Source organism: Stenotrophomonas sp. GD03877, from assembly GCF_029840555.1.
Taxonomy (GTDB): domain Bacteria; phylum Pseudomonadota; class Gammaproteobacteria; order Xanthomonadales; family Xanthomonadaceae; genus Stenotrophomonas; species Stenotrophomonas geniculata.
The window spans coordinates 1-24,490 of record NZ_JAOCCT010000023.1 but is presented as its reverse complement, the minus strand read 5'-3'; the positions used below and the strand labels follow the sequence as shown (position 1 = coordinate 24,490).

Genomic DNA, 24,490 nt, shown 5'->3' with positions numbered 1-24,490 from the left:
ATCAAGGTTCCTGCGCCAGTTCAAGGGCGGCGCCAATCACCGCATTGTCGCTTGGAAGCCCGAACATTGCTGCCCCCGCCAGCGGGGTATAGGTATCGGCACCGCAGACCCGGCGCAGCGGCAGGTGGCCGAAACCGGCCTCGACCAGTGCCGTGACCACGCCCTCGCCCACCCCACCACTGTGGCGGCCCTCGTCCAGCACCAGCACCCGCCGTGCACTGGCGGCCTGGCTGGCGATGAAGCCGGCATCCAGCGGCACCAGCCAGCGCAGGTCGACCACCCGCACCTGCCAGCCCAGCTGCTGCTCGATCGCCCGCGCCGCGCGCAGCGCCATCGGCACGCCGTTGCCATAGGTGTAGACCACCAGGTCGCCTGCCTCCGGCGCATAGACCCGGCCTTCACCCGGTACCAGCGCCTGGCCCTGGTCCGGGTAGTCGAACAGCCACCGGCCATCGCCCGGCTCATGCAGGTCCTTGCTCATGTACAGTGCGATGGGCTCCAGGAACACCGCCACACGTCCATCCACCCGGGCCAGCGCCGCCAGCGTGCGCAGCATCATCACCGCATCGTCGCCACGCGACGGGCAACCGACTACCAGGCCGGGAATGTCGCGCAGCGCCGTGATCGAATTATCGTTGTGGAAGTGGCCGCCGAAACCCTTCTGGTAGCCCAGCCCGGCCACCCGCACCAGCATCGGGTTGCGGTACTGGTCATTGGAGAAGAACTGCAGCGAACACGCTTCGCCGCGCAGCTGGTCGATGGCGTTGTGCAGGTAGGCCAGGTACTGGATCTCCGGAATCGGCAACATGCCCATGTTGGCCAGGCCCTGCGCCATGCCCAGGATCATGGTCTCGTCCAGCAGGGTGTTGAACACCCGGCGTGGGCCGAAGCGGCGCAGCAGATCCTTGGTGACGGTGTAGACACCGCCCTTCTGCGCGACGTCCTCGCCGAACAGCAGGCTCTGCGGATACTTCGCCAGCAGCTCCTGCAGGCCGTGGTTGATCTGGATGGCAAGGTGCCGTGGTGCCTGTCGCTCGGGCAGGGTCTCCGCACCGCCATACAGCGCTTCGCGCATCTCGGCGGGCACCTCGCGCCGCGCTTCAGCCTGCACCGCCGCCGGTGTGTACGGCGCCAGCGGCGCCATCACGTCCTGCAGCGACTGCAGCGTCGGGTGGCCTTCGGCGTCGGCGGCCGCCGCCATGCAGCGCGCGCGCATCGTTTCGTAGGCCACTTCGATGGCGGCTGCATCCATCCAGCCCGATTCCATCGCGATCTGCGCCGAGCGCAGCAGCGGATCCTGCGCCTCGGCCGCGCACAGCTCCGGCAGCGCGCGCCATTCCACTTCAAAGTCGGTGCCGGCATGGCCCATCAGGCGCGTGGTACGCAGATGCAGGAAGGTCGGCCGCCGCGTGCGCCGGCAATGTTCCACCGCGGCCTGCACCTGGGCATGCCCGGTGGCCAGGTCCAGGCCATCGGCGAAGAAATAGTCGAGCCCTGGCTGCCGGCTGAAGCGCTCGGCAATCCAGCCGTCCGGCGTCTTCACCGAAATGCCCAGCCCGTTGTCCTCGCAGACGAACAGGATCGGCGCCGGCAGCTTCTGGTAGGCCGACCACATCGCGGTATTGAACGCGGTCTGCGCGGTGGCATGATTGGCCGAGGCATCCCCGAACGAGCACAGCACGATGCTATCGGTGGGAACCGGCAGCGCCTGCCCCAACCGCTTGCCGCTCTCGATGGCCAGCGCGGTGCCCAGCGCCTTCGGCAGGTGCGAAGCAATCGTCGAGGTCTGCGGCAGCACCCACAATGGCTTGCTGCCCCACACCTTGTGGCGGCCACCGCTGGCCGGATCATCCGCGCTGGCGGCGAAGGACAGAGCGGCATCGCGCAGCGGGTCGATACCCGGCACCTGGCGTGAACGCTCGGCCATGAAGGCACCGGAGCGATAGTGCAGGAAGGCGGGATCGGTATGCCGGCAGGCCCGCGCCAGCAGCGCATTGCCTTCATGGCCGGAGGAACCGATGGTGTAGAAGACCTTGTTCTGCACGCGCAGCACGCGTGCCATCAGGTCCAGCTGACGGCTGGCCAGCTGCGAGTCGAACAGTTCACCGAAGGCCGCAGCGCTGAGCGTGCTGCCCGGCAGGATCGGCGCATCCGGCGCCGGGCGCTGGCGCGGGGTGCCGCGCCAGCCACGCACCGCATCGAGGAAGTTGACGTCGCACACTTCGGCGCGGTTGAGCACGCGCATGCGTGCGGGAATCGGATCTGGAACCACAGCGAACATCGAACACCCTCCGTGTCGTTGTTGCATTCGGCCGGGCATGGCCCGGCGCTAGCCTGTGGGAGTCACCCTGGTGAGAGTCACGCGGCCTCGAATCGCGAGCGCACTTCGGCGGTCACCGCCGGCATCGGCAGGAAGCGCGGCTGCTCACGCACGCGCTGCAGCCAGGCGCGAACGTCCGGGAACGGCTCCAGGCTGATACCGCCCTCGCCCGCCACATCGGTATAGGCAAACAGGGCGATATCGGCGATGCCGTATCCGCTGCCGGTGAACCATTGCGCCTGGCGCAGGTGCTGCTCCATCACCGCCAGCGCGGTGGCGGCGCGCTCGTGCAGGCGTGGCAGTTCGGCGCGGCGCGGCGATTCGGGCGCGGTCCAGCCGCGGATGAAGCGCGCCACTGCCACGCACGGCTCGTGCGTGTACTGCTCGAAGAACATCCAGCTCAACGCCTGCGCGCGCTCCCAACCATCAGTGGGCAGGTACGGCGTGCCTTCGGCCAGCCAGAACAGGATCGCGTTGGATTCGGTCAGCACGCGGCCATCGTCGCGGACGATCAGCGGCACCTTGGCATTCGGGTTGAGCGCCAGGAATTCAGGGGTATGGGTCTGGCCGTGGGCACTGTCCACTTCCACCCAGCGGTAACGGCTGCCGAGCTGCTCCAGCAGCAGGCGGACCTTGTGGCAATTGCCCGAGACCGACATGCCATGCACCGTCAGCGGGACGCGCTCTTCCACCATTGCCTGCTCCATCACGTCCGGCCGGCGGCCGGCTGCGTGCAGTCTGGCAAGCACGCCGGTGAATGCCAAGCGCGGGTGCAGCATGCGGACAATCTGTAGAGCCGAGCCCATGCTCGGCTGCATTTGGCGAACGGCAGCCGAGCGTGGGCTCGGCTCTACAACCGTCAACGGCGCTGCCGCCACTGCTCGCGCGACTGGCCCCAGATCTGCATCGGCTTGTCGTTGTACGGCGCTGGCAGCTCCCCCATGCGCAGCATCGTGCTGCCGAGCTTGCGCGCGACCGCCCGCGAGTTGTCGTTGTTCTCGGCGATGGTGTGGATCACCTCATCCCACCCGAGCGTGTCGAACGCCCAGTCGATCGCGGCGACCGCAGCTTCCGGCGCATAGCCCCTGCCCCAGCTGGCATGGCGGATGCCCCAGCCGACCTCGGTACCGGGCCAGTCCTGCGGTTGCCAGGGACCCATGCGCCCGATCCAGTCACCGCTGGATTTCTCGATCACGCTGAACATCGAGAAGCCAAACAGCTGCCAGGCGCCGGCCAGGCTGCAGAAGCCGCGCCAGGCCACCGAAGGCGGCTGCACGCCACCGAGGGTGCGCATCGTTTCCTCGTCGGCGCAGAACGCCAGGTAAGGTTCGTAGTCCTCGCGCAGCAGTGGGCGCAGGATCAGGCGCTCTGTTTCGATGCGCAGGTCGAAGATGCTCATGCCGGCTCCATGTCGAAGGAAGCGTCCATGATGGTGGATTCGCGCTCCGCGCGGATGAATTTCGCCGGCTGCAACGAAACGGGCCGGCATGAGCCGGCCCGTGGGGTACTGCATGCTGCTTCCAGATTACTGGCGCGTGGTGGCCGCAGTGGCACCGGCGGCAGCGGTCTGCGTGACCAGCTGGCCATCGACCACCGGCAGGCGATCGCTGGCCGGCTTGTTGTCCATGCGCACGGTCTTCTCGGCGCCGTCGTAGCGATAGGTCACGTTGTAGCCCTTCACCACGTCGTTGGTGCCCATGGCGATGCGGTTACCCGGCTTGCTGGCCATGCGCATGGTGCCGGTGGTGCCGTCCTCGTTGCGGTAGGTCACGTTGTAGCCGGTAACACGGCTCGACTCGGAGGTTGCGGTCTCGGTGTGGCACTGGCGCTCGGTACGGTTGACCACGCGGCCACCCACGTGGCGCTTGTCGATCTGGTTGCCGATGAAGCCACCGGCCACGGCACCGGCCGCGGTCGCGGCCTTCTTGCCGTTACCACCGCCGACCTGGTTGCCCAGCAGGCCACCCACCACAGCACCGACCACGGTGCCGCCGACGTTGCCGTCACGTTCCGGCAGGCGCTCCTGCACCGTCACGTCCTGGCAGACTTCATGCGGTGTCTGGGTGGTGGAGGTCTCGCGCACCGCATCGGTGCCGATCACGGTGGCGTAGGCCTTCTGCTTCTCGGTGATCGGGTCGACCTTCAGCACGTCGGCATATTCCAGCCCACGCGGTGCCGACGGGTCGAGCGTGTCACCACGCGCGCCATCGCCAGTGGCGTTGCCATCGACCAGGCGCGATTCGCCATTGGGGGTTCCGGCGCTGATGGAATCAGGCGACGTGTCGCCGCTCTTCATGAAGGCGGCGGTGGCGATACCACCGACCAGCAGCGCGCCCGCTGCGACCAGGACAGTTGTAGTTGTGCTTTTCATGACCTGCTCCTTGCGGACCATCCGCAACGTTCTCGGACCAGATTGCAGCATGCGCTGCCTGAACGGAATCTCCACATTTCCTGCTCATTCCCGTAACCCATTCAGCATCGGGAAATGCTGGGCCCGTGGTAGCGTTTGCATATTCCCCAGGAGGACCCCCGCCATGGCCAACCCGATGCTGCTGCCGGTACTGCAATGGGCGCGCCGGCTGCGCTACCCCACCCTGTTCAAGCTCACCGCAGGCCTGTTCGTGCTGACCCTGTTCATCCCCGACCCGATCCCGTTCGTCGATGAACTGGTGCTCGGCTTCGGCACCCTGCTGCTGGCCAACTGGAAAAGCCGCAACACCGCCACAGCGCCGCCGTCGCTGGAACAGCGTTGAGCCTGCTGGTCGACAGCCACTGCCATCTCGATGCCGGCGGGTTCGACAGTGACCGCGCCGCCGTGATCGCACGCGCGCAGGCCGCTGGCGTGCGCCTGCAGGTGGTGCCGGCGGTGACGGCGGCCAGCTGGCCGAAGCTGCGGGAGGTCTGCCAGCAGGCGCCGGGGCTGTACCCGGCCTACGGCCTGCACCCGATGTTCCTGTCCGAGCACCGGCCCGGCCACCTGCCGCTGCTGCGCGAGTGGATCGAGCGCGAACGCCCCTGCGCGATCGGCGAATGCGGCCTGGACTTCTTTGTCGAAGGCCTGGATGCCGAGACGCAGCAGGCGTACTTCCTCGGCCAGCTGCAACTGGCCCGTGAGTTCGAGCTGCCGGTGATCGTGCATGCACGGCGCGCGGTGGACGTGGTGATCGCCGCGATCCGTCGCATCGGCGGCCTGCGCGGCGTGGTGCACAGCTTTTCCGGCAGTCCGGAACAGGCGGCACAACTGCACCGGCAGGGCTTCCTGCTCGGGCTCGGCGGCCCGTTGACCTACGAACGCGCGCAGCGCCTGCAGCGGCTGGTGCGCGACATGCCGCTGGAACAGCTGCTGCTGGAGACCGACGCGCCCGACCAGCCTGACGCCGGCATCCGCGGCCAGCGCAACGAACCGGCACGGCTGGCGGTCATCGCCCGCCACGTGGCCGCGCTGCGCGGGATGGAGCTGGACGCAGTGGCCCAGGCCACGACGGAGAATGCACGACGCCTGTTCGCGCTGCCGGCAATGTAACGGCAGGTGCCGGCCGCTGGCCGGCACGATCCATCACACCTCGCTGGCCTCTACCGCTTCGGCCTTCACTTTCTTCGGCTCCAGCAGCATTTCCAGCGCCTTGCCCACCGCCGCGAACGCGAACGCGCCAGTGATATGGGTCGCCGCACCCAGGCCGGCGCCGCAGTCCAGCTTCAACGCCGCATCGGCGCCAAGGTTCGGGCGGATGCCACAGACGCTGCCATCAGCCTGCGGATACTTCACGTTCTCCAGCGAATACACTGCCGGCACACCGAAATAGCGCTTGGCGTTCTTCGGGAAATTGAACTCGCTGCGCAGCTTCTTGCGGATCAGCGCCAGCATGGCGTCGTGCTCGGTGCGCGAGACGTCGCGGATGCGCACCAGGGTCGGATCGGTACGGCCACCGGCGGCACCGACGGTCAGCAGCGGCAGCTTGCGGCGACGGCACCAGGCAATCGTCTCGACCTTGACCCGGAAGCTGTCGCAGGCATCGATCACCAGATCGAAGCCACGGTCCAGCAGCTCCGCCATGTTCGACACGGTCAGGAACGCCTGCACGGCATCGACCTCGATGTCCGGATTGATCGCGCGGCAGCGCTCGGCCATCGCCTCGGCCTTGTTGCGGCCGTAGTTGCCTTCCATCGCCGGCAACTGCCGGTTGGTGTTGGAGACGCAGATGTCATCGGCATCGATCAGGGTCAGGTGGCCGACCGCCGAGCGGGCCAGCGCTTCCACCACCCATGAGCCGACGCCGCCCATGCCCACCACCGCCACGCGGCTACCCTGCAGGCGCTCAAGCGCACCCACGCCATACAGCCGTTCGATGCCGGCGAAGCGTTGTTTGACCTGTTCATTCATCCCGCTATTTTAACGTGCAGGCGCCAGCGCCTGCAGCGCGCCGGCATCGAACCCACCGTTGCACGCCCGGAGAGCCCGCCATGAACGCCAGCCCACCCCGCCGTCCGTCCACCGCCTACCGCTATCTGTTCGTGCTCGGCCTGGGACTGTTGATCGGCCTGATCGCCACGGTGATGGTGGGCCGCGCCCTGCAGGCGCGCCGCGACCCGTTCCCGGACAGTCTGATGCAGGTGATGCAACGGCAATCGCAGCTGCTGCAGCAGGCCCAGCAGCAGAACCGCTGCAGCCTGGCCGACAGCGTGCCGCGCCTGCAGGCCCTGCGCCTGCTGTCCAACGACCTCGATCTGGCCTTTCCCGGGCTGAAGGACAACGCGCAGTTCCAGCAGCACGCCAGCCAGCTGCGTGGCAACCTCAACGCCGCCCTGGCCGCGCCGCCCAGCGACTGCACGGCCCTCGCCCAAGTGGTGGAAACCGTGCAGGCCGACTGCCGCGCCTGCCACCAGGACTTCCGCTGAGCCGCATTCATCCTGCAGCCGGGCAAGGCACACACGGTTGGCGCGTCGTTCACGTTCGAAAGGAGACGATTCGTCCACCCTGCTGCATGACGCAGTACCACCCCAGACACCCGCCTTCACGGCCAGGAGACGCCCCATGAAGATCCAGCTCATTGCCGCCAGCGCCATCGCTACCCTCGCCCTGGCAGGCTGTGCCACCTCGCCTGGCTACGGCGGTGGTGGTTACAACAACGGCTACAACAATGGCGGCTACGGCAACAACGGCGGTTACAACCAGGGCCGCTGCGCTGACTGCGGCATCGTCACCCGCATCAATACCGTGCAGTCCGGCCGTACCGCCCCCAGCGCGACCGGCGCGATCCTGGGCGGCATCGTCGGCGCCGTGGCCGGCCACGAGATCTCCGACCACACCGGTGGCAGCCGTGGCAACAAGAACATCGCCGCCGCTGCGGGCGCAGTCGGTGGCGCGCTGGCCGGCAACCAGATCCAGAAGAACGTGACCAGCGACACCTACGACATCAGCGTGCGCATGGACGATGGCCGCACCATCGTGGTCAACCAGCGTGACCTCGGCGGCATCCGCGAAAACACCTACGTGCGCGTGGTCAACGGCAAGGTCATCCTGCGCTGACCCGCACCGGGCCATGCGCAACGAAAAAGGCCCGCTTGCGCGGGCCTTTTTCATGCCGACAGGCGGCGGGCATTACACCGGCTGCACCTTGTCAGCCTGCAGACCCTTCTGGCCCTGCACGACTTCGAAGCTCACAGTCTGGCCTTCCTTGAGGCTCTTGAAGCCCTGGGTCTCGATGGCGCGGAAGTGCACGAACACGTCCTCGCCATTCTGCCGGCTGATGAAGCCGAAGCCCTTCGCATCATTGAACCACTTTACGGTACCGGTCTCGCGATCAGCCATCTCACTAACTCCCTTTGACTCTCTCTTGTTGTTGGAAACGCCTGGTGGGCGGCTGACAAGCAAGGGGGAAGCGAGGTGCATCGATGCAGCGGATCGGGAAGATCTTGCTTCATCAGGCCACGATCCACGGTGACCTTGCCAAGCTCAGCGACTGCAACTTAACCCGCCCAAAACGAAAAAGCAACTGGCAAAATCTTTCACTGTCAACCCCAAAACGGCCACCATACGGGACAGCATGGGACTCTCATTCATCTTATATCTGCTAGCGGTCATTTTTGTCCTCGTCGGCGTCGCCGGGATCATCCTGCCAGCCCTCCCCGGCATCCCGCTGGTATTCATCGGACTGCTGCTGGCGGCCTGGGCCGACGGCTTCGCCCATGTGGGCTGGCCAACCCTGGTCGCACTGGGTGTACTGACCGTGCTCTCGCTGCTGGCGGACGTGCTGGCCACAGTGGTGGGCGCACAACGGGTGGGCGCCAGCCGGAAGGCGCTATGGGGCACGTTCCTCGGCAGCATCGTCGGCCTGTTCTTCATGCCGATCGGCCTGTTCGCCGGCCCGTTGATCGGCGCCCTGCTCGGCGAGTACTGGCACACCCGCGAGCTGGGCCGCTCGACCAAGGTCGGCCTGGCCACCTGGCTCGGCATCCTGCTCGGCCTGGCGCTGAAGCTGGCGGTGGTGATCGCGATGCTGGGGCTGTTCGCCTTCGCCTGGTTCCTGTGACCGGTGCAGCCTTCACGCTACACGCACGCAGTGGCCGTGCATAAACCGTAGGGGCTGGCCGCGATCCGGTACAGCCGCCACACTATGCGATTCCCGTATTCACCGAAGGGCCTGCTGGAATGACCCTCCCCCCGCTGCTTCCCCGCCTCGCTCCGCTGGCGCTGGCCCTGGCCAGTGCGCCGCTGGCCGCGCAGGAATTCGTGCCCAGCACCGACACTTCGCCGGCGGCGTGTGCCGCCATCACCACCGACGCCGCGCGCCTGGCCTGCTATGACCGCCTGTTCGCGCACACCCCGCAGGCCACGGCGGCTGCCGACGCCGCTGCCGAGGCGGCCGCGCAGGCCCGTCGCGAAGAGCGCCAGACCGCACGCGTGAGCCAGGGCGAAGAGAAACTGCGCGAACGGGTCAGCGACCTGTTCCGTCCGGCAGCACCGGACAGCGCGCTGGCCAACGCCGGACGCGGTTCGCTGCTGGACAGCCGCTGGGAGCTGGCCGAGGACTCCAAGCTGGGCCCGTTCCAGCTGCGTGCCTACAAGCCGGTATACCTGCTGCCGGCGTTCTGGACCAGCGACCGCAACACCACGCCGCATTCGCCGAACCCGGCCAACACGGTCACCACCCCGCAGGTGCTCGACAGTGCCGAACTGAAGTTCCAGATCAGCTTCAAGACCAAGATCGCCGAGAACCTGTTCGGCGACAACGGCGATATCTGGGCCGGCTACACCCAGAGCTCGCGCTGGCAGGCCTACAACGGCGAGGATTCGCGCCCGTTCCGCGAAACCAATTACGAGCCGGAAGTGATGATGGTATTCCGCAACGGCTACTCGATCGGTGGCTGGCGCGGGCGCATGACCGGCATCGCACTGAACCATCAGTCCAACGGCCGCGCTGATCCGCTGTCGCGCAGCTGGAACCGGGTGATGCTCAACATCGGCCTGGACCGTGAGAACTGGGCACTGGTGCTGCGTCCGTGGTACCGCATTCCCGAGACCCGCAGCGACGACAACAATCCGGACATCGAGGACTACATGGGCCGCGGTGACGCGACCCTGACCTGGAACCGCAACGGCCATGAAGTCTCGCTGATGGCGCGTCATTCGCTGCGTACCGGCAGCCGCTCGCACGGCGCCCTGCAGCTGGATTACGGCTTCCCGATCAGCAACCTGCTGCGCGGCCATGTGCAGGTCTTCGATGGCTATGGCGAAAGCCTGATCGACTACAACCACAAAGCCACCTACGTGGGTGTGGGCGTGTCGCTGCTGGAGTGGTTCTGATGGACGTGACGATCTGGCACAACCCGGCCTGCAGCAACTCGCGCGGCGCACTGAAGCTGATCCGCGATGCGGGCTTCGATCCAGTGGTGATCGAGTATCTGGGCAACCCGCCGGACGTGGCCGCGCTGCGCCAGGTGCTGGCCGAATCCGGGCTGGACGCGCGTGATCTGGTGCGCAGCAAGGAAGCGCAGTTCGCCGAACTGGGCCTGGAAGATGCGGACGAGGCCACGCTGCTGGCCTCAATGGCCGAACACCCGCGCCTGATCAACCGCCCCGTGGTGCGCACGCCCAAGGGCACACGGCTGTGCCGCCCGCCGGAAACGGTGCTGGAGATCCTCTAGCCCGAAAAAGGGGACGGAGGGAATTAAGTCGTTTGTGCACAAACGACTTAATTCCCTCCGTCCCCTTTTTCGGTTATCGCCAGTCGGTGATGCCCTCGAGGCGATACACCTCGGCAAACGCCGGGCGCGCCTTCATCGACGTGGCATGCGCCTTCAGCACCGGCCAGGTGTCGCTGGGCTTCGGCATGTTGCGCGACCAGCGCATCAGCATCACCAGCATGTAATCGACCACGCAGGGCGTGGCGCCCAGCAGGTAGGGACCATGCACCTGCAGGTGCGTGGCGACATGCTGCCAGGCGGCTTCAAGGCGCTGACGGGCCATCTCGCGGCTCGCCTCGATATTCGCCTCCCCCGCCATTTCATGCGGGTAGAACCAGGCGCGATAGGCGGGCTGCAGCGTATTGGCACACCAGAACATCCACCGGTAGGCATCGGCACGCTGTGGCGTACCCACCGGGGGCAGCAGGTTGGCGTCCGGATGGCGATCAGCCAGGTACAACGCAATGGCCGCCGCTTCGGTCAGTACCAAGCCATCGATCAGCAGCGTCGGCACCACACCGGCCGGATTCAGCGCCAGGTACTCCGCCGACTTGTGCTCGCGCGCGTCGAAATCCAGCAGCACCAGTTCGTGCTCGATGCCCAGCTCGATCAACAGCCAATGCACCACGAGGGCGGCGGTACTGGTCGAACCATACAGCGTGGTGCTCATGCGGAAGATCCTGTGCAGGTGGATCCGCCGATTATGCGCCCGCGCGCGCGATCGTTGCTCAGCCGCAGCTGCTCATGCAGGAATCCCGGCGTTCGCCACAGGACATCATCGGCGCGCGCATCGTGCAGTCATGCGCCTTCAGTTCGCAGGCACGGCGCAGTTCGGGGTTGGCGACATCCTTGCAGCGCTTGTCCGGCGCGGGCACCACCTGCTGCTCGCAGCTGAAGGCACTGTTGCCGGTGCTGCCCCGCGCCATGCAGCTGCGATAGTCGGCCTGGCACTGCATGCGGCACTGCGAGGAGGCGGAGAAATCCGCACCTTCATAGGATGACGTTGTGCTGCAGCCGGCCAGGACCAGCAGGAACACAGCCGCGGCGGATCGATGCAGGCGCATGGGCACATCCAGTGCAGGGGAGTGCCGACCCTAGCAGACTACGGTTACTCGTGCAGGCACCTACGCGTGCCGCGATCAGTACACGGGAATACCAGTGTCGGTGCGGACGTCATTCACGGTACCGCCGCAGGAGAGCAGGCACTGGGCGTACGGGGCACTGCATGAAGGAAGCGCCGGGGGACCGCAGTAGTTGCCGGCACCGTTGCCCCCTTCGCAGTTGTGCCGCTGCTTGTCGTCGGCGATACCACTGCAACGGCTGATGATCCGGCTCTTCTCGCTTTCGCAGCTCCGCTGATCCGATTCGGCACGGGCGCGGTTGTGGAAGTCGCACGTCGCCTTCTGGCTCTCGCAGACCGACGCGCAGATCTTCCCCGCTTCGTGGGTGGGTGGCTCGACGAAATAACGTGGCCCGCAGGCGCTGCACGCCAGCGTAGCGACCAGCAACACGAAAACACGCGACCACTGCAGCACGATGGACTCCCTTCCAGTACGCCGGCCAGTACGTTGGCAGAGCAGGCAGCGCGCGGGCAGGCTGCACACAACAACGGCGCCACGCGGGCGCCGTTGCCTGAAACGGAAGCGGAAGACTTACTCCACCACCACCGGAATCTTGCCGATGCGGGCCTGCCATTCGCGCGGTCCGGTCTTGTGTACCGATTCGCCAGTGGAATCCACTGCCACGGTCACCGGCATGTCCTGCACGGTGAACTCGTAGATCGCTTCCATGCCCAGGTCAGCGAAACCGACCACCTTGGCCGCCTTGATCGCCTTGGACACGAGGTAGGCCGAACCGCCGACCGCCATCAGGTAGGCCGACTTGTGCTTCTTGATCGCCTCGATGGCGGCCGGGCCGCGCTCGGCCTTGCCGACCATACCCAGCAGGCCGGTCTGCGCCAGCACCTGCTCGGTGAACTTGTCCATGCGGGTCGCCGTGGTCGGGCCGGCCGGGCCCACCACTTCGTCGCGCACCGGATCGACCGGGCCCACGTAGTAGATGAAACGCCCCTTCAGGTCGACCGGCAGTTCCTCGCCCTTGTTGAGCATGTCGACCATGCGCTTGTGCGCGGCGTCACGGCCGGTCAGCAGCTTGCCGTTGAGCAGCAGGGTCTGGCCCGGCTTCCAGCTGGCCACGTCCTCCGGCGTGATCGTGTCCAGGTCCACCCGGGTGCCCTTGGACGCGTCATAGGTCAGCTTCGGCCAGTCTTCCAGCGACGGCGGGTCCAGCATCACCGGGCCGCTGCCGTCCAGGGTGAAGTGCGCGTGGCGGGTGGCCGCGCAGTTCGGGATCATCGCCACCGGCAGGTTGGCCGCATGGGTCGGATAGTCGTTGATCTTGATGTCCAGCACAGTGGTCAGGCCGCCCAGGCCCTGCGCGCCGATGCCCAGCGCATTGACCTTCTCATACAACTCCAGGCGCAGCTCCTCGATGCGGTTGGAGGCACCACGGGCCTGCAGCTCGGTGATGTCGATCGGTTCCATCAGCGCCTCCTTGGCCAGCAGCATCGCCTTCTCGGCGGTGCCACCGATGCCGATGCCGAGCATGCCCGGCGGGCACCAGCCGGCGCCCATGGTCGGCACGGTCTTCAGCACCCAGTCGACGATCGAGTCGGACGGGTTGAGCATGGCGAACTTGGTCTTGGCTTCCGAGCCACCGCCCTTGGCGGCGACGATCACGTCGACCGTGTTGCCCGGCACCACCTTGACGTTGACCACGCCCGGGGTGTTGTCCTTGGTATTGATCCGCTTGCCGGCCGGATCAGCCAGCACCGAGGCGCGCAGCTTGTTGTCCGGGTGCATGTAGGCGCGGCGAACGCCTTCATTGGCCATGTCTTCCACGCCCATGGTGGCGTCATCCCAACGCACGTCCATGCCGATTTCCAGGAACACGGTGACGATGCCGGTGTCCTGGCAGATCGGGCGGTGGCCTTCGGCGCACATCCGCGAATTGATCAGGATCTGGGCCATCGCTTCCTTCGCGGCCGGCGACTCCTCGCGCTCGTAGGCGGCGGCAAGGTTCTTGATGTAGTCGACCGGGTGGTAGTACGAGATGTACTGCAGCGCGTCGGCGATGGACTGGATGAGGTCTTCCTGCTTGATCGATGTCACGTCTTGCTCGCTTGCTCGAGGCTGGCGGGGGTAATCCGCCCATTTTACCCCCTCCCCCGGCCGCGGGGTGGTAGTGCCGGCTGCCGGCCGGCAATATCCGCGCAAGCCCTCTGTCACGCCACGCACCGCTGCGGCGTCCTTGCCCAAATGAACGCCGAAACCGCTTTCCAGACCCACCGCCCGCGCCTGATGGCCCTGGCCTACCGCCTGCTCGGCAGCCGCGCCGATGCCGAAGACGTGGTCCAGGATGCCTGGCTGCGCTGGTCCGGCGCCGATCCGGCGGCCGTCCGCGACCCTGAAGCCTGGCTGGTCACCACCACCACCCGGCTCGGCCTGGACCGGCTGCGCGCGGCCAAGCGCGAGCGCGTCCACTACGTCGGCCCGTGGCTGGCCGAGCCGTTTGCGGTCACCTTGGAGCCCGACCCAGCACCCGGCCCTGCCCAGCTGCATGCGCTGGCCGACGACGTCTCGGTCGCCTTCCTGACCCTGCTCGAACGGCTCGGCCCCGAGGAACGCGCCGCCTTTCTGCTGAAGGAGGCGTTCGACCACGACTACCGCGAAATCGCCGACCTGATCGGCCACAGCGAGGCCAACTGCCGGCAACTGGTGCATCGCGCCCGGCAGCGGTTGCAGGCCGGACGACCGCGCTTCAACGCCGATGCCAGCCAGCACCGGCAGCTGCTGGCGCGCTTCATGGATGCCTCGCAGCGCGGCGACAGCGAGGCGATCCAGGCCCTGCTGCACGCCAACGCGCAGCTGGTCTCCGACGGTGGCGGCGTGGTTACCGCAGCAATCCGCCCGCTGCTTGGCGCCGAGCGCATCGGCCGCCTGTTCTGGGCGATCGCCCGCCGTGGTGCCGCGCACCCGGCGCAGCTGGGTTACGTCAACGGCGAACCGGCGATCCTGCGCTTCCATGGCGATCGGCTGCACTCGGTCACCACCATCGAAGTGGTCGATGGCCGCATCGCCAATGTGTACAGCGTGCTGAATCCGGAAAAGTTGCCGGTCGTTGTCACGCGCGGTGACGGCACGGCGTCCTTGTAATGAAAGGCGGCCATCGTGGCCGCCGTGGAGCCGAAAATGTCCGACCACACCTCTCCCCGCGTCCCCTACACCCGCCTGGCCGCCGAGGCCTTCAAGGGCCTGCTGGCCACCAGCAAGGCGGTGCACGAAAGCTCGATCGACCCGACGTTGATGGAGCTGCTGTTCCTGCGTGTTTCCCAGCTCAATGGCTGCGGCTACTGCATGGACATGCACGCCACCACGCTGCGCAAGGGCGGCATCGAGCCACGCAAGCTGGACACCCTGCCCGCCTGGCACGAAAGCCGCTTCTTCGATGCCCGCGAACGCGCGGCGCTGGGCTGGGCCGAGGCACTGACCCGGCTGACCGACGGTGCGCCGTCGCAGGCGGCGTTCGATGCGTTGGCACCGCACTTCGACGAGAAGGGCATCAGTGACCTGAGCATGGGCATTGCGGTGATCAACGCCTGGAACCGGCTGGGTGCGGGCCTGCTGCCGCCGCTGCCCTAAAAGGAGGGTCCGGCCGGGCTGCCGCCCGGCACCCGCAGAGGCAATAACCAGAGCAACATCAAAAGCCGGCTCTACTGTGGGTTGGCGGGGTGGGTCCACGCCGTGCGTGGATGCGGGAGGATTGGATGCGGGAGGATCGGATCCCTTCGCTCCGCGAAGGGCTCTGGCCCGATCCAGAGTGATGGGGTCAGATCCCTTTGCGTGGCAAAGGGATCTGACCCCGATGCTGCCCCCCGGTGCCGGCGACACGGCTGCACTGACCCCCTCTGCACGTATCAGGCGCGCACAATACGGGCATGCCTGCTTCCCCCACCGCTGGCGCTGCCGCCGCGAAGAAACCCAGCCTGCGCCAGCGCTTCAGGGCCATGCGCAACCTGCCGCCGTTCCTGCGCATGGTCTGGAAGACCAGCCCCGCGCTTACCCTGGCCAGCCTTGGGCTGCGCCTGATCCGTGCGCTGCTGCCGGTGGCGATGCTCTACGTCGGCAAGCTGATCATCGACAGCGCCCTGCACCTGAGCCAGCACGATGCCGGCTTCCCGCCGCTGGGCGAAGCGCTGTCCAGTGGTCTGCTCAACCCACTGCTGGTCCTGCTGGCGCTGGAATTCGGCCTGGCCATCGGCTCGGACCTGCTCGGCCGCCTGGTCAGCTACGCCGATGCCCTGCTCTCGGAGCTGTTCGCCAACGTCACCAGCATCCGCCTGATGGAACACGCGGCAACGCTGGATCTGGAGGACTTCGAGGATCCGGACCTGCAGGACAAGCTGGACCGCGCGCGGCGCCAGACCATGGGCCGGATGAACCTGATGAGCCAGCTGTTCGGCCAGGTGCAGGACGCGATCACCGTGGCCAGCCTCGCCGTCGGCCTGCTGGTGTACGCGCCGTGGCTGATCCTGCTGCTGGCGCTGGCACTGGTGCCGGCCTTCATCGGCGAATCGCACTTCAATGCGGCCGGCTACAGCCTCAACTTCCAATGGACGCCTGAGCGCCGCCAGCTCGACTACCTGCGCCAGCTCGGTGCCAGCGTGGAAACGGCCAAGGAAGTGAAGATCTACAACCTGCACCGCTTCCTGGTAGAGCGTTACCGACGCCTGTCGGTGGCGCTGTTCCAGGCCAACCGGGCGCTTGCACGGCGCCGCGCGTTCTGGGGCACGCTGCTGGCCGCGCTGGGCACGCTGGGGTATTACACCGCCTACGCCTATATCGCCTGGCGCACGGTGCGCGGCGACTTTTCGATCGGCGACCTGACCTTCCTCGCCGGCAGCTTCCTGCGCCTGCGCCAGCTGCTGGAAGGCCTGCTGATCGGATTCTCGCAGGTGGCCAGCCAGGCGCTGTATCTGGATGACCTGTTCTCGTTCTTCCAGATCCAGCCGGAAATCCACTCGCGTGAAGGTGCGGTGCGCGTGCCGCAGCCGATCCGCCAGGGCTTCGTGTTCGAGAACGTCGGCTTCCGCTATCCCGATGCCGAGCAATGGGCGGTGCGCCATCTGGATTTCCAGCTGCACGCCGGTGAAGTGCTGGCACTGGTCGGCGAGAACGGAGCGGGCAAGACCACCCTGGTGAAACTGCTGGCGCGGCTGTACGAACCGGACGAGGGCCGCATCCTGCTCGATGGCCGCGACCTGCGCGACTACGATCTGGACGACCTGCGCGCCAACCTCGGGGTGATCTTCCAGGACTTCGTGCGCTACAACCTCAGCGCCGGCGAGAACATCGGCGTCGGTCAGGTCGAGGCGATGGATGACCAGGCACGCATCGCCGATGCCGCGCGGCGAGGCATGGCCGAGGAAGTGATCGACGACCTGCCCGGCGGCTACGACCAGCTGATCGGCCGCCGCTTCAAGCAGGGCGTGGACCTGTCTGGTGGCCAATGGCAGAAGATCGCCATTGCCCGCGCGTGGATGCGCAATGCGCAGGTGATGATCCTGGATGAGCCAACCGCAGCGCTGGATGCCCGAAGTGAGTTTGAAGTGTTCCAGCGGTTCAGGGAACTGGCGGATAATCGCACCGCAGTATTGATTTCCCACCGTTTTTCCTCGGTACGCATGGCCGATCGCATCCTGGTGCTGGCCGATGGCCGGATCGAGGCCAGCGGCACCCATGAGCAGCTGATGGCCCAGGGAGGGCGGTACGCCGAGCTGTTCGAGCTGCAGGCAGCGGGTTACCGCTGAGAACGCCTCTCGTTCCGCCTAATGAGAACCTGTCTCATTTGAGATAGAATCACCCCCGACGACTTTCGATAGATACGCCCATGTCCTCCGCTTTCGGCGCCGAAACGGTGCTTGAGGTCCGTCACTGGACCGACGCCTACTTCAGCTTCACCCTCACCCGCGACAGCGGCTTCCGCTTCGAGAACGGCCAGTTTGTGATGATCGGCCTGGAAACCGAGGCGCGGCCGTTGCTGCGCGCCTATTCCATCGCCAGCGCCAACTGGGAAGAGCATCTGGAGTTCTTCAGCATCAAGGTGCAGGACGGCCCGCTGACCTCGCGCCTGCAGCACATCAAGCCGGGCGACAAGGTGCTGGTTGGCAAGAAACCCACCGGCACCCTGCTGATCAGCGATCTGCACCCGGGCAAGAACCTGTATCTGCTGGGCACCGGCACCGGCATGGCACCGTGGCTGTCGGTGATCAAGGACCCGGAAACCTACGAGCGCTTCGAGAAGGTGATCCTCTGCCACGGCGTGCGCTACGAAAAGGACCTGGCCTACCGCGATTACTTCGAGAAGGAACTGCGTGAGCATGAGTTCCTGGGCGAGATGATCGGCGACAAGCTGCTGTACTACCCGGCCGTCACCCGTGAACCGTTCGCCAACCAGGGCCGCCTGACCCAGCTGATGGAGAGCGGCGAGATGCAGCGCACCCTCGGCCTGCCGGAGCTGAGCCCGGAAAACGACCGCGCGATGATCTGCGGCAGCCCGCAGATGCTGGCCGACCTGCGCACCGTGCTCGACGCGCGTGGCTTCCAAGTCTCGCCGCGCATCGGCCAGCCGGGCCACTACGTGTTCGAGCGCGCGTTCGTCGAGAAGTAAAGCGCGGGGCACCGCCCCCGCCTCTGCACCCGACCTGTTGCATGCCCTGCGCATTGCCGGCATGGTCCGCCACACACGGGCCGATGGCCCTCCTGGGGAATACACGGATGATGGACACATGGATCCCGCACCGGATGCGGGCGTGGGCGATTGCCGGTCTTCTGCTGGCGGCGGCTCCGGCGTGGGCTGCGCCGCCCGCCCGTGGCGACGTGCCGCCGCAGGCACTGGGCAGCGACCGCAAGGGCAATCCGGTCAATCTGGCCGAGCAGCGCGGCAAGGTCGTGATCGTGACCTTCTGGGCCTCCTGGTGCGGCCCCTGCCGCAAGGAACTTCCGATCCTGGCCCATCTGCAACAGGTGGTCGGCGAGGACGCGTTGAAGGTCTACGCGGTCAACTGGGGCGAACCCCGACTGGAAGTCAGCCGTCTGATCCGTCAGCGCGACTGGCCGAAGCTGGAGTACCTGCATGATCCCAGCGGCGCGCTGGCCGAGCAATTCGGCATCGTCGCAGTACCCCACATGTTCATCGTCGGCCGCGACGGCACCATCGCCCATGCCCACCGCGGCTACAGCGAGGCCAGCCTGCCGCAGATCATGCAACAGGTGATCGATGCACTGCCCGAAGAGGTGCGCAACCGCGAGGCAGGGGCGGCGCCGCTGGGGCACTGACGCCGTACATCGCCTCCAGCGCGAACAAGGGCGTGTTACAACACCGCTTCGATCTCGTCGCGCAGCTGCTCCGGCTTGGTGGTGGGCGCATGACGCGACACCACCCGCCCCTGGCGATCGACCAGGAACTTGCTGAAATTCCACTTGATACGGGCACTGCCCAGCAGGCCGCGCTTCTCGCGTGACAGCCAGGCCCACAACGGATCAGCCCCCTCGCCGTTGACCTCGATCTTCTCCGACAGCGGGAAGCTGACCGGATAATCCAGCGAACAGAACTGGCGGATCTGCGCGGCGTCGCCGGGCTCCTGCGCGCCGAACTGGTTGCACGGGAAGCCGATCACCACCAGGCCACGCTCACGGTAGTCCTGCCACAACTGTTCCAGCCCGGTGTACTGCGGGGTGAAGCCACAGCGGCTGGCGACGTTCACCAGCAGCAACGGGTGGCCCTGATAACGGGCCAGGGCCTGCGGCTGGCCGTCGAGGTCGCGGAAGCTGAAATCGTAGGCAGTGGTCATGGCAGCGGGCCGTGGGCGGTGGATGCATGGTACCCGCGCCCGGCCCCGGCAACATGCCTTTTGACACAAGTGCAGCCGCGCCGGACCGGGTTACCCTCGGGCCCTTGTTTGCCTTACCGGAGCTACTACCTTGACCACTCGCCTTGCCCTTGCCGTGGCCATGTCCCTCGGCCTTGCCCTGCCCGCCTTCTCCGCCGGCGCCGCCACCCCGGCTGCCAGCACCCAAGCCCAGCAGGCCAATCCGTTCTTCGCCGAAAGCCCGCTGCCGCTGCACTTCCCGCAGTTCGACAAGATCAAGGACAGCGACTTCGCCCCAGCCTTCGACGCCGGCATGGCGCAGCAGCTGAAGGAAGTGGAGGCCATCGCCAACAACAAGGCCAAGCCGACCTTCGACAACACCATCATCGCGCTGGAAAAGAGCGGTGACATCCTCGACCGCGCGACCACCGTGTTCTTCAGCCTGGTGGGCGCCGATACCAACGACACCCGCAAGAAGCTGCAGGCCGACTACTCGGCGAAGTTCGCCGCGCACAGCGATGCGATCGCGCTGAACGGCAAGCTGTTCGCGCGCATCCAGGCACTGTACGACACCCGCAGCCAGCTGGGCCTGGACGCCGAAGGCGTGCGCCTGGTCGAGAAGTACTACGACAACTACGTGCGCGCCGGCGCCAAGCTGTCCGACGCCGACAAGGCCAAGCTGAAGGAAATGAACGCCGAGCTGGCCAACCTGGGCACCAAGTTCAGCCAGAACGTGCAGTCGGAAGTGAACGCTTCGGCAATCACCGTCGACGACGTCAAGGAGCTGGACGGGCTGTCCAAGGAGCAGATCGCCGCCGCTGCCGAAGCCGCCAAGGCCCGCGGCCAGGACGGCAAGTACGTGATCACCCTGCTCAACACCACCGGCCAGCCGCCGCTGACCAACCTGGCCAACCGCGCCCTGCGCCAGAAGATCTACGAAGCGTCGGTCAGCCGTGGCAGCCGTGGCGGTGAGTTCGACAACACCGCGCTGGTCTCGCGCATCATGCAGCTGCGTGCCGACAAGGCCAAGCTGATGGGCTTCCCGAACTTCGCCGCCTACAACCTGACCAACCAGACCGCCAAGACCCCGGAAGCGGTCAATGCGATGCTGGGCAAGCTGGCCCCGGCCGCCGTGGCCAACGCCAAGCGCGAAGCCGCCGACCTGCAGGCGATGATCGACAAGGAACAGAAGGCCGCGCGCAAGCCGACCTTCCAGCTGGAACCGTGGGACTGGGCCTTCTACAGCGAGAAGGTGCGCCAGGCCAAGTACAACTTCGACGAGTCGCAGCTGAAGCCGTACTTCGAAATGAAGAACGTGCTGGAGAACGGCGTGTTCTACGCCGCGGGCCAGGAATTCGGCCTGACCTTCAAGCAGCGCACCGACCTGCCGGTCTACCACGATGACGTCACCGTCTATGACGTGTTCGACGCCGACGGCAGCCAGCTGGCGATCTTCATCTTCGACCCGTATGCACGCGCCTCCAAGCGCGGTGGTGCGTGGATGAACTCCTACGTCTCGCAGTCCAAGCTGACCGGCTTCAAGCCGGTGGTCGCCAACCACCTGAACATCCCGAAGCCGCCGGCCGGCCAGCCGACCCTGCTGACCTGGGACGAGGTGAACACCACCTTCCACGAGTTCGGCCACGCCCTGCACGGCATGTTCTCCAACGTGAAGTACCCGTACTTCTCGGGCACCTCGGTGCCGCGTGACTTCGTCGAGTTCCCCTCGCAGGTGAACGAGATGTGGGCCGACAACCCGGTCATCCTGAAGAACTACGCCAAGCACTACCAGAACGGTTCGGCGATGCCGCAGGCGCTGCTGGACAAGGTGCTGGCGGCGGCCAAGTTCAACCAGGGCTTCGCCACCACCGAGTACCTGGGTGCAGCCATGCTTGATCAGCGCTGGCACCAGATCGGCGCCGACCAGGTGCCGGCCGCCAAGGACGTGATGGCCTTCGAGCGCGCCGCGCTGGAGAAGGACGGCATCTACTACGCGCCGGTTCCGCCGCGCTACAAGACCCCGTACTTCAGCCACATCATGGGTGGCTACTCGGCCGGCTACTACGCCTACATCTGGTCGGAAGTGCTCGACGCCAACACCCAGAAGTGGTTCAAGGACAACGGCGGCCTGAGCCGCAAGAACGGCGACCACTTCCGCGCCACGCTGCTGTCCAAGGGTGGCAGCGTGGATGCCATGCAGCTGTTCCGCGATTTCGCCGGCCACGAGCCGCAGATCGAACCGCTGCTGGAAAAGCGTGGCCTGACCGGCGCCGGCAACTGATCGCCGCTGCGGCAGCCTGAAACGAAAACCGCCCGGGAAACCGGGCGGTTTTTTGTTGGGTCATCCACGCATGGCGTGGATGCTCTTGCAGATCAGCGTGGCGCCACGTACCCGCCCGGCACGCCTTCCGGCGACAGCACCAGCTGCCACAACTGCGCATGCCGGCAGCGGAAGGTGGCCATCGATCCGGCCAGGTAGAACCGCCACATGCGGCGGAAATGCTCGTCGTAACGCGTGTCCAGCCGTGGCCACGCCGCTTCCACGTTGCGTCGCCAGGCCTGCAGGGTCAGGTCGTAATCGGTACCGAAGTTGTGCCAGTCCTCCAGCACGAAACGGCCTTCGAACGCCCGGGTGATCTGCACTGCCGACGGCAGCATCGAGTTGGGGAAGATGTAGCGCGCGATCCACGGATCGGTGCGATGCCGCGAGATGTTGGTGCCGATGGTATGCAGCAGCAGCAGGCCACGCGGCGACAGGCAGCGTTTGGCCACTTCGAAGAAGCTGGCGTAGTTCTTGTCGCCGACGTGCTCGAACATGCCGATCGAGAAAATCGCATCGAACGGTTCGTCCAGTTCCCGGTAGTCCTGCAGGCGGATCTCGATCGGCAGCCCCGCGCACAGCTCGCGGGCAAACTCGGCCTGTTCCTGCGAAATGGTCACGCCGACGCCGCTGACGCCGTAGCGCTCGGCAGCGAACTTCAGGGCTTCGCCCCAGCCACAGCCGATGTCCAGCACACGCTGGCCCGGGCGCAGCCCCAGCTTGCGGCACACCAGGTCGAGCTTGGCTTCCTGCGCGGTGTCGAGATCGTCGGCATTGCGCCAGTAGCCACAGCTGTAGACCAGGCGCTGGCCGAGCATGGCCTGGTAGAGATCGTTGCCGAGGTCGTAGTGGCGGCGGCCGACTTCGTAGCTGCCCTGCCCCACCTGCAGGTTGAACAGGCGCGCCTTCAGCGCATCGGCCACTTCGCGCCAACCGTGCACCCGTTCGTCCAGGTGCGCCTGCATCAGGTGGACGAGGAAATCATCCAGGACGTTGGCATCCCACCAACCCTCCATGTAGCTCTCGCCGAGGCCGAGCGAGCCTTGGCCCATGACCCGCGCGAAGAAGCGCGGGTCATGCACCTGGATATCCTGTGGCTGGGTACCGCCGATGCGGACCCCGGCTTCCTGCAGCAGGCCGGCGACCCGCTCCTGCAACCCTGTATCCACGCCACCTCCTCGACTGCGGTCAACCGCGTGCGAACAGCTCCACGTAGTCCTTGGCCACGTGCGGCAACAGCACCGCCGCCGGAACATCGGCGGTCTGGGTGCCGTCCGAGTATGGACCCACCTGGTAGGGCGGGAAAACAAAGCGCAGTGCCGTGATCTGCCCCTTGTCGTCGGTCAGCGGCTGGAACTGGCTGAAATTGTCGGCCTGCGGGCCGGTACCGTCGGCGATCATGCGCGATGCGTTGCGCAGCGATTCCTGCAGCTGGGCCGGGTCCATGTCCTCGCCGCTGAGCCGCGTGGCCACGCGTTCGCGCAGCTGGTCGGCAACGAAATCACTGATCGCCTTCCAGCCCTTGGCATCGGCCACCAGCTTGTCGGCGCTGAGCATCTGCTGCTGCGCCGGCAGCCACACGAAACGCGCCACCAGCGGCTCGCCGTGGGCGCCACCGGTATAGCGGCTGCCATCGGCACTGACCACCACCAGCTGTGGCGTTTCCAGCAGCTTCTCGAAGCTCAGCGACAGCTCGTAGGGCATGGTCGGCTTGTCATTGCCCAGCCCGTCCAGTGCCTGCTGCAGGTCGCTGCGAGCGCTGGTGGCATAGTCCTGCAGCGCGCGTGCCAGGCCCGGGTAGCGGTCGATGCCGGCCGGGTAGCTGATGCCCACCACTTCGCGTTCGTTGTTCTCGATCACGTCGCGCAGGTCCAGCGGCGCTTCCGTGGCCGGCGTTTCGCCTGCGGCGGTGGTCTCGGCGGCAGGTGCCCCGTCGGCCACCGGTGCCTTTTCGCTCTCACGCTGGCAACCGGCCAGCAACAGCACGCCCACCACGCCGGCCAGCACGCTGCCGTGCAATGGCCGGTTGTTTCCAATCTTCATCGGGATCCCCTGTTCATGTTTGTACATCATCGCCTGCCATGGCTGAAGCGTGGCCCGCTGGCATTCAGCCAACGAGCAGGTCGTGGTACTCCTCATGCCGCTGCAGGAAGGCCTCGGCGTAGGAACACGCCGGCACCACCTTGTACTTCTGCTCACGGGCAAAACGCAGCGCCACACGGGTCAGCTCACCGGCAATGCCCCGGCCGGCGATCGGCTCGGGCACCTCGGTATGCGTGATGACCATGCGCCTGCGTTTGATCTGGTAATCCAGCACCGCCAGCTGTCCGCGCACACGGGCGGTGAAGCGATGGTTGGCCAAGTCGTGTTCGACCTCGTAGGCCAGACCGGGGGGCGTGACCGAAGCCATGGAACTGTCTCCTGCGGCGACTGCGTGGATGGTGCGCAGCCGGGCGCCATGATCGCGTGAAGCCTGAACAGGGGCAAGTCCAGTCCGTTCACGTCAGTTTTCGACCCTCAAGCTGGAGGGCCGGCGGCCGCTATCGCCTGTGGAGGGGTACGGCCAGGCTGGCACGGCCCTTGCGACCGTTGATCATGCGCACCACCGCGGAGGCACCGATGCACCCCAGCGATCCCCATTCCGATACCGACCGCGCCCTGCTGGAGGGCCTGCTGCAACTGGCGGTGGAAGGGCAGACCGAAGACCAGGATTTCCAGCGCATCGGCGAGGAAGTAT

General features: G+C 66.4%; 27 protein-coding genes. 13 read left to right on the top strand and 14 right to left on the bottom strand.

Annotation, left to right across the window (positions count from 1 at the left end):
• Position 1 precedes the first annotated feature (1 nt).
• The 4 genes from N5D20_RS16360 to N5D20_RS16345 all read right to left on the bottom strand — a co-directional run bounded on the left by N5D20_RS16360 (position 2) and on the right by N5D20_RS16345 (position 4,691).
• Positions 2 to 2,281, bottom strand: a complete 2,280-nt coding sequence (locus N5D20_RS16360; protein WP_197579588.1) for a thiamine pyrophosphate-dependent enzyme — start codon at positions 2,279 to 2,281, stop codon at positions 2 to 4.
• A 77-nt stretch (positions 2,282 to 2,358) separates the two neighbouring features.
• Complete coding sequence (locus N5D20_RS16355) at positions 2,359 to 3,015, bottom strand: glutathione S-transferase family protein (protein WP_197579597.1); 657 nt, start codon at positions 3,013 to 3,015, stop codon at positions 2,359 to 2,361.
• 164 nt (positions 3,016 to 3,179) lie between these two features.
• Positions 3,180 to 3,719 (bottom strand): GNAT family N-acetyltransferase, encoded by a 540-nt coding sequence (locus N5D20_RS16350; protein ID WP_010486816.1) that lies wholly within the window; start codon positions 3,717 to 3,719, stop codon positions 3,180 to 3,182.
• Between the two features lie 126 nt (positions 3,720 to 3,845).
• Entirely contained in the window at positions 3,846 to 4,691 is an 846-nt protein-coding gene (locus N5D20_RS16345; RefSeq protein ID WP_049409337.1) for a glycine zipper 2TM domain-containing protein, read from the bottom strand.
• 163 nt (positions 4,692 to 4,854) lie between these two features.
• Between N5D20_RS16345 and N5D20_RS16340 the strand changes: the two genes are divergently transcribed.
• Positions 4,855 to 5,073, top strand: coding sequence for a DUF6116 family protein (locus tag N5D20_RS16340; protein ID WP_010486812.1), 219 nt, complete (start codon positions 4,855 to 4,857; stop codon positions 5,071 to 5,073).
• Positions 5,070 to 5,843 carry a TatD family hydrolase gene (locus tag N5D20_RS16335; protein WP_057504164.1) on the top strand — a complete coding sequence of 258 codons (774 nt, stop codon included), beginning with the start codon at positions 5,070 to 5,072 and terminating at the stop codon, positions 5,841 to 5,843. Before N5D20_RS16340 ends, N5D20_RS16335 begins: the two co-directional genes overlap by 4 nt.
• 33 nt (positions 5,844 to 5,876) lie before the next feature.
• On the opposite strand, the gene N5D20_RS16330 is transcribed toward N5D20_RS16335, so the two are convergent.
• Entirely contained in the window at positions 5,877 to 6,701 is an 825-nt protein-coding gene (locus N5D20_RS16330) for a tRNA threonylcarbamoyladenosine dehydratase (RefSeq protein WP_010486808.1), read from the bottom strand.
• Between the two features lie 80 nt (positions 6,702 to 6,781).
• On the opposite strand from N5D20_RS16330, the gene N5D20_RS16325 reads away from it, so the two are divergent.
• On the top strand, positions 6,782 to 7,216 hold the full coding sequence (locus N5D20_RS16325) for a cytochrome c (RefSeq protein WP_043401586.1): 435 nt from the start codon (positions 6,782 to 6,784) through the stop codon (positions 7,214 to 7,216).
• A 136-nt stretch (positions 7,217 to 7,352) separates the two neighbouring features.
• Positions 7,353 to 7,847, top strand: a complete 495-nt coding sequence (locus N5D20_RS16320) for a glycine zipper 2TM domain-containing protein (protein WP_010486804.1) — start codon at positions 7,353 to 7,355, stop codon at positions 7,845 to 7,847.
• A 72-nt stretch (positions 7,848 to 7,919) separates the two neighbouring features.
• Here the strand turns inward: N5D20_RS16320 and N5D20_RS16315 are convergent, their stop codons facing one another.
• A complete protein-coding gene (locus N5D20_RS16315) occupies positions 7,920 to 8,129 on the bottom strand; it encodes a cold-shock protein (RefSeq protein ID WP_010486802.1) in 210 nt (69 codons plus the stop codon).
• 235 nt (positions 8,130 to 8,364) lie between these two features.
• Here N5D20_RS16315 and N5D20_RS16310 point away from each other — a divergent pair, with 235 nt between their 5' ends.
• The 3 genes from N5D20_RS16310 (at position 8,365) to arsC (ending at position 10,465) form a co-directional block, all read left to right on the top strand.
• Complete coding sequence (locus N5D20_RS16310) at positions 8,365 to 8,850, top strand: DUF456 domain-containing protein (RefSeq protein WP_159360370.1); 486 nt, start codon at positions 8,365 to 8,367, stop codon at positions 8,848 to 8,850.
• A 119-nt stretch (positions 8,851 to 8,969) separates the two neighbouring features.
• Entirely contained in the window at positions 8,970 to 10,124 is a 1,155-nt protein-coding gene (locus N5D20_RS16305) for a phospholipase A (protein WP_049434855.1), read from the top strand.
• Positions 10,124 to 10,465 (top strand): arsenate reductase (glutaredoxin), encoded by a 342-nt coding sequence (arsC, locus tag N5D20_RS16300; protein WP_043401582.1) that lies wholly within the window; start codon positions 10,124 to 10,126, stop codon positions 10,463 to 10,465. Before N5D20_RS16305 ends, arsC begins: the two co-directional genes overlap by 1 nt.
• Before the next feature lie 73 nt (positions 10,466 to 10,538).
• Here the strand turns inward: arsC and N5D20_RS16295 are convergent, their stop codons facing one another.
• The 4 genes from N5D20_RS16295 to N5D20_RS16280 all read right to left on the bottom strand — a co-directional run bounded on the left by N5D20_RS16295 (position 10,539) and on the right by N5D20_RS16280 (position 13,674).
• On the bottom strand, positions 10,539 to 11,174 hold the full coding sequence (locus N5D20_RS16295) for a glutathione S-transferase family protein (protein WP_197580039.1): 636 nt from the start codon (positions 11,172 to 11,174) through the stop codon (positions 10,539 to 10,541).
• Between the two features lie 58 nt (positions 11,175 to 11,232).
• On the bottom strand, positions 11,233 to 11,568 hold the full coding sequence (locus N5D20_RS16290) for a hypothetical protein (protein WP_197580041.1): 336 nt from the start codon (positions 11,566 to 11,568) through the stop codon (positions 11,233 to 11,235).
• Positions 11,569 to 11,643: 75 nt separating this feature from the next.
• Complete coding sequence (locus N5D20_RS16285; RefSeq protein WP_010486790.1) at positions 11,644 to 12,039, bottom strand: hypothetical protein; 396 nt, start codon at positions 12,037 to 12,039, stop codon at positions 11,644 to 11,646.
• 117 nt (positions 12,040 to 12,156) lie between these two features.
• Positions 12,157 to 13,674, bottom strand: a complete 1,518-nt coding sequence (locus N5D20_RS16280) for a fumarate hydratase (protein ID WP_197580043.1) — start codon at positions 13,672 to 13,674, stop codon at positions 12,157 to 12,159.
• A gap of 147 nt (positions 13,675 to 13,821) precedes the next feature.
• Here N5D20_RS16280 and N5D20_RS16275 point away from each other — a divergent pair, with 147 nt between their 5' ends.
• The 5 genes from N5D20_RS16275 to N5D20_RS16255 all read left to right on the top strand — a co-directional run bounded on the left by N5D20_RS16275 (position 13,822) and on the right by N5D20_RS16255 (position 18,900).
• Positions 13,822 to 14,718 carry an RNA polymerase sigma-70 factor gene (locus N5D20_RS16275; protein WP_197580045.1) on the top strand — a complete coding sequence of 299 codons (897 nt, stop codon included), beginning with the start codon at positions 13,822 to 13,824 and terminating at the stop codon, positions 14,716 to 14,718.
• A gap of 36 nt (positions 14,719 to 14,754) precedes the next feature.
• Positions 14,755 to 15,204, top strand: coding sequence for a carboxymuconolactone decarboxylase family protein (locus N5D20_RS16270; protein WP_054172155.1), 450 nt, complete (start codon positions 14,755 to 14,757; stop codon positions 15,202 to 15,204).
• Positions 15,205 to 15,500: 296 nt separating this feature from the next.
• Positions 15,501 to 17,372 (top strand): ABC transporter ATP-binding protein, encoded by a 1,872-nt coding sequence (locus N5D20_RS16265; RefSeq protein ID WP_197578418.1) that lies wholly within the window; start codon positions 15,501 to 15,503, stop codon positions 17,370 to 17,372.
• Between the two features lie 80 nt (positions 17,373 to 17,452).
• Positions 17,453 to 18,232: a ferredoxin--NADP reductase gene (locus N5D20_RS16260; protein WP_049434844.1), complete on the top strand. Its 780-nt coding sequence runs from the start codon at positions 17,453 to 17,455 to the stop codon at positions 18,230 to 18,232.
• 110 nt (positions 18,233 to 18,342) lie between these two features.
• On the top strand, positions 18,343 to 18,900 hold the full coding sequence (locus tag N5D20_RS16255; RefSeq protein WP_230080607.1) for a TlpA disulfide reductase family protein: 558 nt from the start codon (positions 18,343 to 18,345) through the stop codon (positions 18,898 to 18,900).
• Between the two features lie 35 nt (positions 18,901 to 18,935).
• On the opposite strand, the gene N5D20_RS16250 is transcribed toward N5D20_RS16255, so the two are convergent.
• Positions 18,936 to 19,415 carry a glutathione peroxidase gene (locus tag N5D20_RS16250; protein ID WP_049434839.1) on the bottom strand — a complete coding sequence of 160 codons (480 nt, stop codon included), beginning with the start codon at positions 19,413 to 19,415 and terminating at the stop codon, positions 18,936 to 18,938.
• A gap of 130 nt (positions 19,416 to 19,545) precedes the next feature.
• On the opposite strand from N5D20_RS16250, the gene N5D20_RS16245 reads away from it, so the two are divergent.
• Positions 19,546 to 21,714, top strand: coding sequence for a M3 family metallopeptidase (locus tag N5D20_RS16245; RefSeq protein WP_197578419.1), 2,169 nt, complete (start codon positions 19,546 to 19,548; stop codon positions 21,712 to 21,714).
• Between the two features lie 92 nt (positions 21,715 to 21,806).
• Here the strand turns inward: N5D20_RS16245 and cfa are convergent, their stop codons facing one another.
• Genes cfa through N5D20_RS16230 form a run of 3 tightly spaced genes read right to left on the bottom strand, consistent with a single transcriptional unit; the run spans position 21,807 to position 24,163 of the window.
• Positions 21,807 to 22,922 carry a cyclopropane fatty acyl phospholipid synthase gene (cfa, locus tag N5D20_RS16240; RefSeq protein WP_197578420.1) on the bottom strand — a complete coding sequence of 372 codons (1,116 nt, stop codon included), beginning with the start codon at positions 22,920 to 22,922 and terminating at the stop codon, positions 21,807 to 21,809.
• Between the two features lie 19 nt (positions 22,923 to 22,941).
• Positions 22,942 to 23,823: a DUF3298 and DUF4163 domain-containing protein gene (locus N5D20_RS16235; RefSeq protein WP_010486767.1), complete on the bottom strand. Its 882-nt coding sequence runs from the start codon at positions 23,821 to 23,823 to the stop codon at positions 22,942 to 22,944.
• 37 nt (positions 23,824 to 23,860) lie between these two features.
• Positions 23,861 to 24,163: a GNAT family N-acetyltransferase gene (locus N5D20_RS16230; protein WP_006455911.1), complete on the bottom strand. Its 303-nt coding sequence runs from the start codon at positions 24,161 to 24,163 to the stop codon at positions 23,861 to 23,863.
• Positions 24,164 to 24,490: the final 327 nt, after the last annotated feature.

Excerpts from the sequence above, each read along its gene's own strand:
- N5D20_RS16350 (WP_010486816.1), bottom strand. The coding sequence starts at position 3,719 with ATGAGCATCTTCGACCTGCGCATCGAAACAGAGCGCCTGATCCTGCGC.
- N5D20_RS16265 (WP_197578418.1), top strand. The coding sequence starts at position 15,501 with ATGCCTGCTTCCCCCACCGCTGGCGCTGCCGCCGCGAAGAAACCCAGC.
- N5D20_RS16345 (WP_049409337.1), bottom strand. The coding sequence starts at position 4,691 with ATGAAAAGCACAACTACAACTGTCCTGGTCGCAGCGGGCGCGCTGCTG.
- N5D20_RS16295 (WP_197580039.1), bottom strand. The coding sequence starts at position 11,174 with ATGAGCACCACGCTGTATGGTTCGACCAGTACCGCCGCCCTCGTGGTG.
- arsC (WP_043401582.1), top strand. The coding sequence starts at position 10,124 with ATGGACGTGACGATCTGGCACAACCCGGCCTGCAGCAACTCGCGCGGC.
- N5D20_RS16290 (WP_197580041.1), bottom strand. The coding sequence starts at position 11,568 with ATGCGCCTGCATCGATCCGCCGCGGCTGTGTTCCTGCTGGTCCTGGCC.
- N5D20_RS16340 (WP_010486812.1), top strand. The coding sequence starts at position 4,855 with ATGGCCAACCCGATGCTGCTGCCGGTACTGCAATGGGCGCGCCGGCTG.
- N5D20_RS16230 (WP_006455911.1), bottom strand. The coding sequence starts at position 24,163 with ATGGCTTCGGTCACGCCCCCCGGTCTGGCCTACGAGGTCGAACACGAC.
- N5D20_RS16260 (WP_049434844.1), top strand. The coding sequence starts at position 17,453 with ATGTCCTCCGCTTTCGGCGCCGAAACGGTGCTTGAGGTCCGTCACTGG.
- N5D20_RS16330 (WP_010486808.1), bottom strand. The coding sequence starts at position 6,701 with ATGAATGAACAGGTCAAACAACGCTTCGCCGGCATCGAACGGCTGTAT.
- N5D20_RS16360 (WP_197579588.1), bottom strand. The coding sequence starts at position 2,281 with ATGTTCGCTGTGGTTCCAGATCCGATTCCCGCACGCATGCGCGTGCTC.
- N5D20_RS16355 (WP_197579597.1), bottom strand. The coding sequence starts at position 3,015 with ATGGTGGAAGAGCGCGTCCCGCTGACGGTGCATGGCATGTCGGTCTCG.
- N5D20_RS16235 (WP_010486767.1), bottom strand. The coding sequence starts at position 23,823 with ATGTACAAACATGAACAGGGGATCCCGATGAAGATTGGAAACAACCGG.
- N5D20_RS16305 (WP_049434855.1), top strand. The coding sequence starts at position 8,970 with ATGACCCTCCCCCCGCTGCTTCCCCGCCTCGCTCCGCTGGCGCTGGCC.
- N5D20_RS16270 (WP_054172155.1), top strand. The coding sequence starts at position 14,755 with ATGTCCGACCACACCTCTCCCCGCGTCCCCTACACCCGCCTGGCCGCC.
- N5D20_RS16325 (WP_043401586.1), top strand. The coding sequence starts at position 6,782 with ATGAACGCCAGCCCACCCCGCCGTCCGTCCACCGCCTACCGCTATCTG.
- N5D20_RS16320 (WP_010486804.1), top strand. The coding sequence starts at position 7,353 with ATGAAGATCCAGCTCATTGCCGCCAGCGCCATCGCTACCCTCGCCCTG.
- N5D20_RS16310 (WP_159360370.1), top strand. The coding sequence starts at position 8,365 with ATGGGACTCTCATTCATCTTATATCTGCTAGCGGTCATTTTTGTCCTC.
- N5D20_RS16255 (WP_230080607.1), top strand. The coding sequence starts at position 18,343 with ATGGACACATGGATCCCGCACCGGATGCGGGCGTGGGCGATTGCCGGT.
- N5D20_RS16315 (WP_010486802.1), bottom strand. The coding sequence starts at position 8,129 with ATGGCTGATCGCGAGACCGGTACCGTAAAGTGGTTCAATGATGCGAAG.
- N5D20_RS16250 (WP_049434839.1), bottom strand. The coding sequence starts at position 19,415 with ATGACCACTGCCTACGATTTCAGCTTCCGCGACCTCGACGGCCAGCCG.
- N5D20_RS16275 (WP_197580045.1), top strand. The coding sequence starts at position 13,822 with ATGAACGCCGAAACCGCTTTCCAGACCCACCGCCCGCGCCTGATGGCC.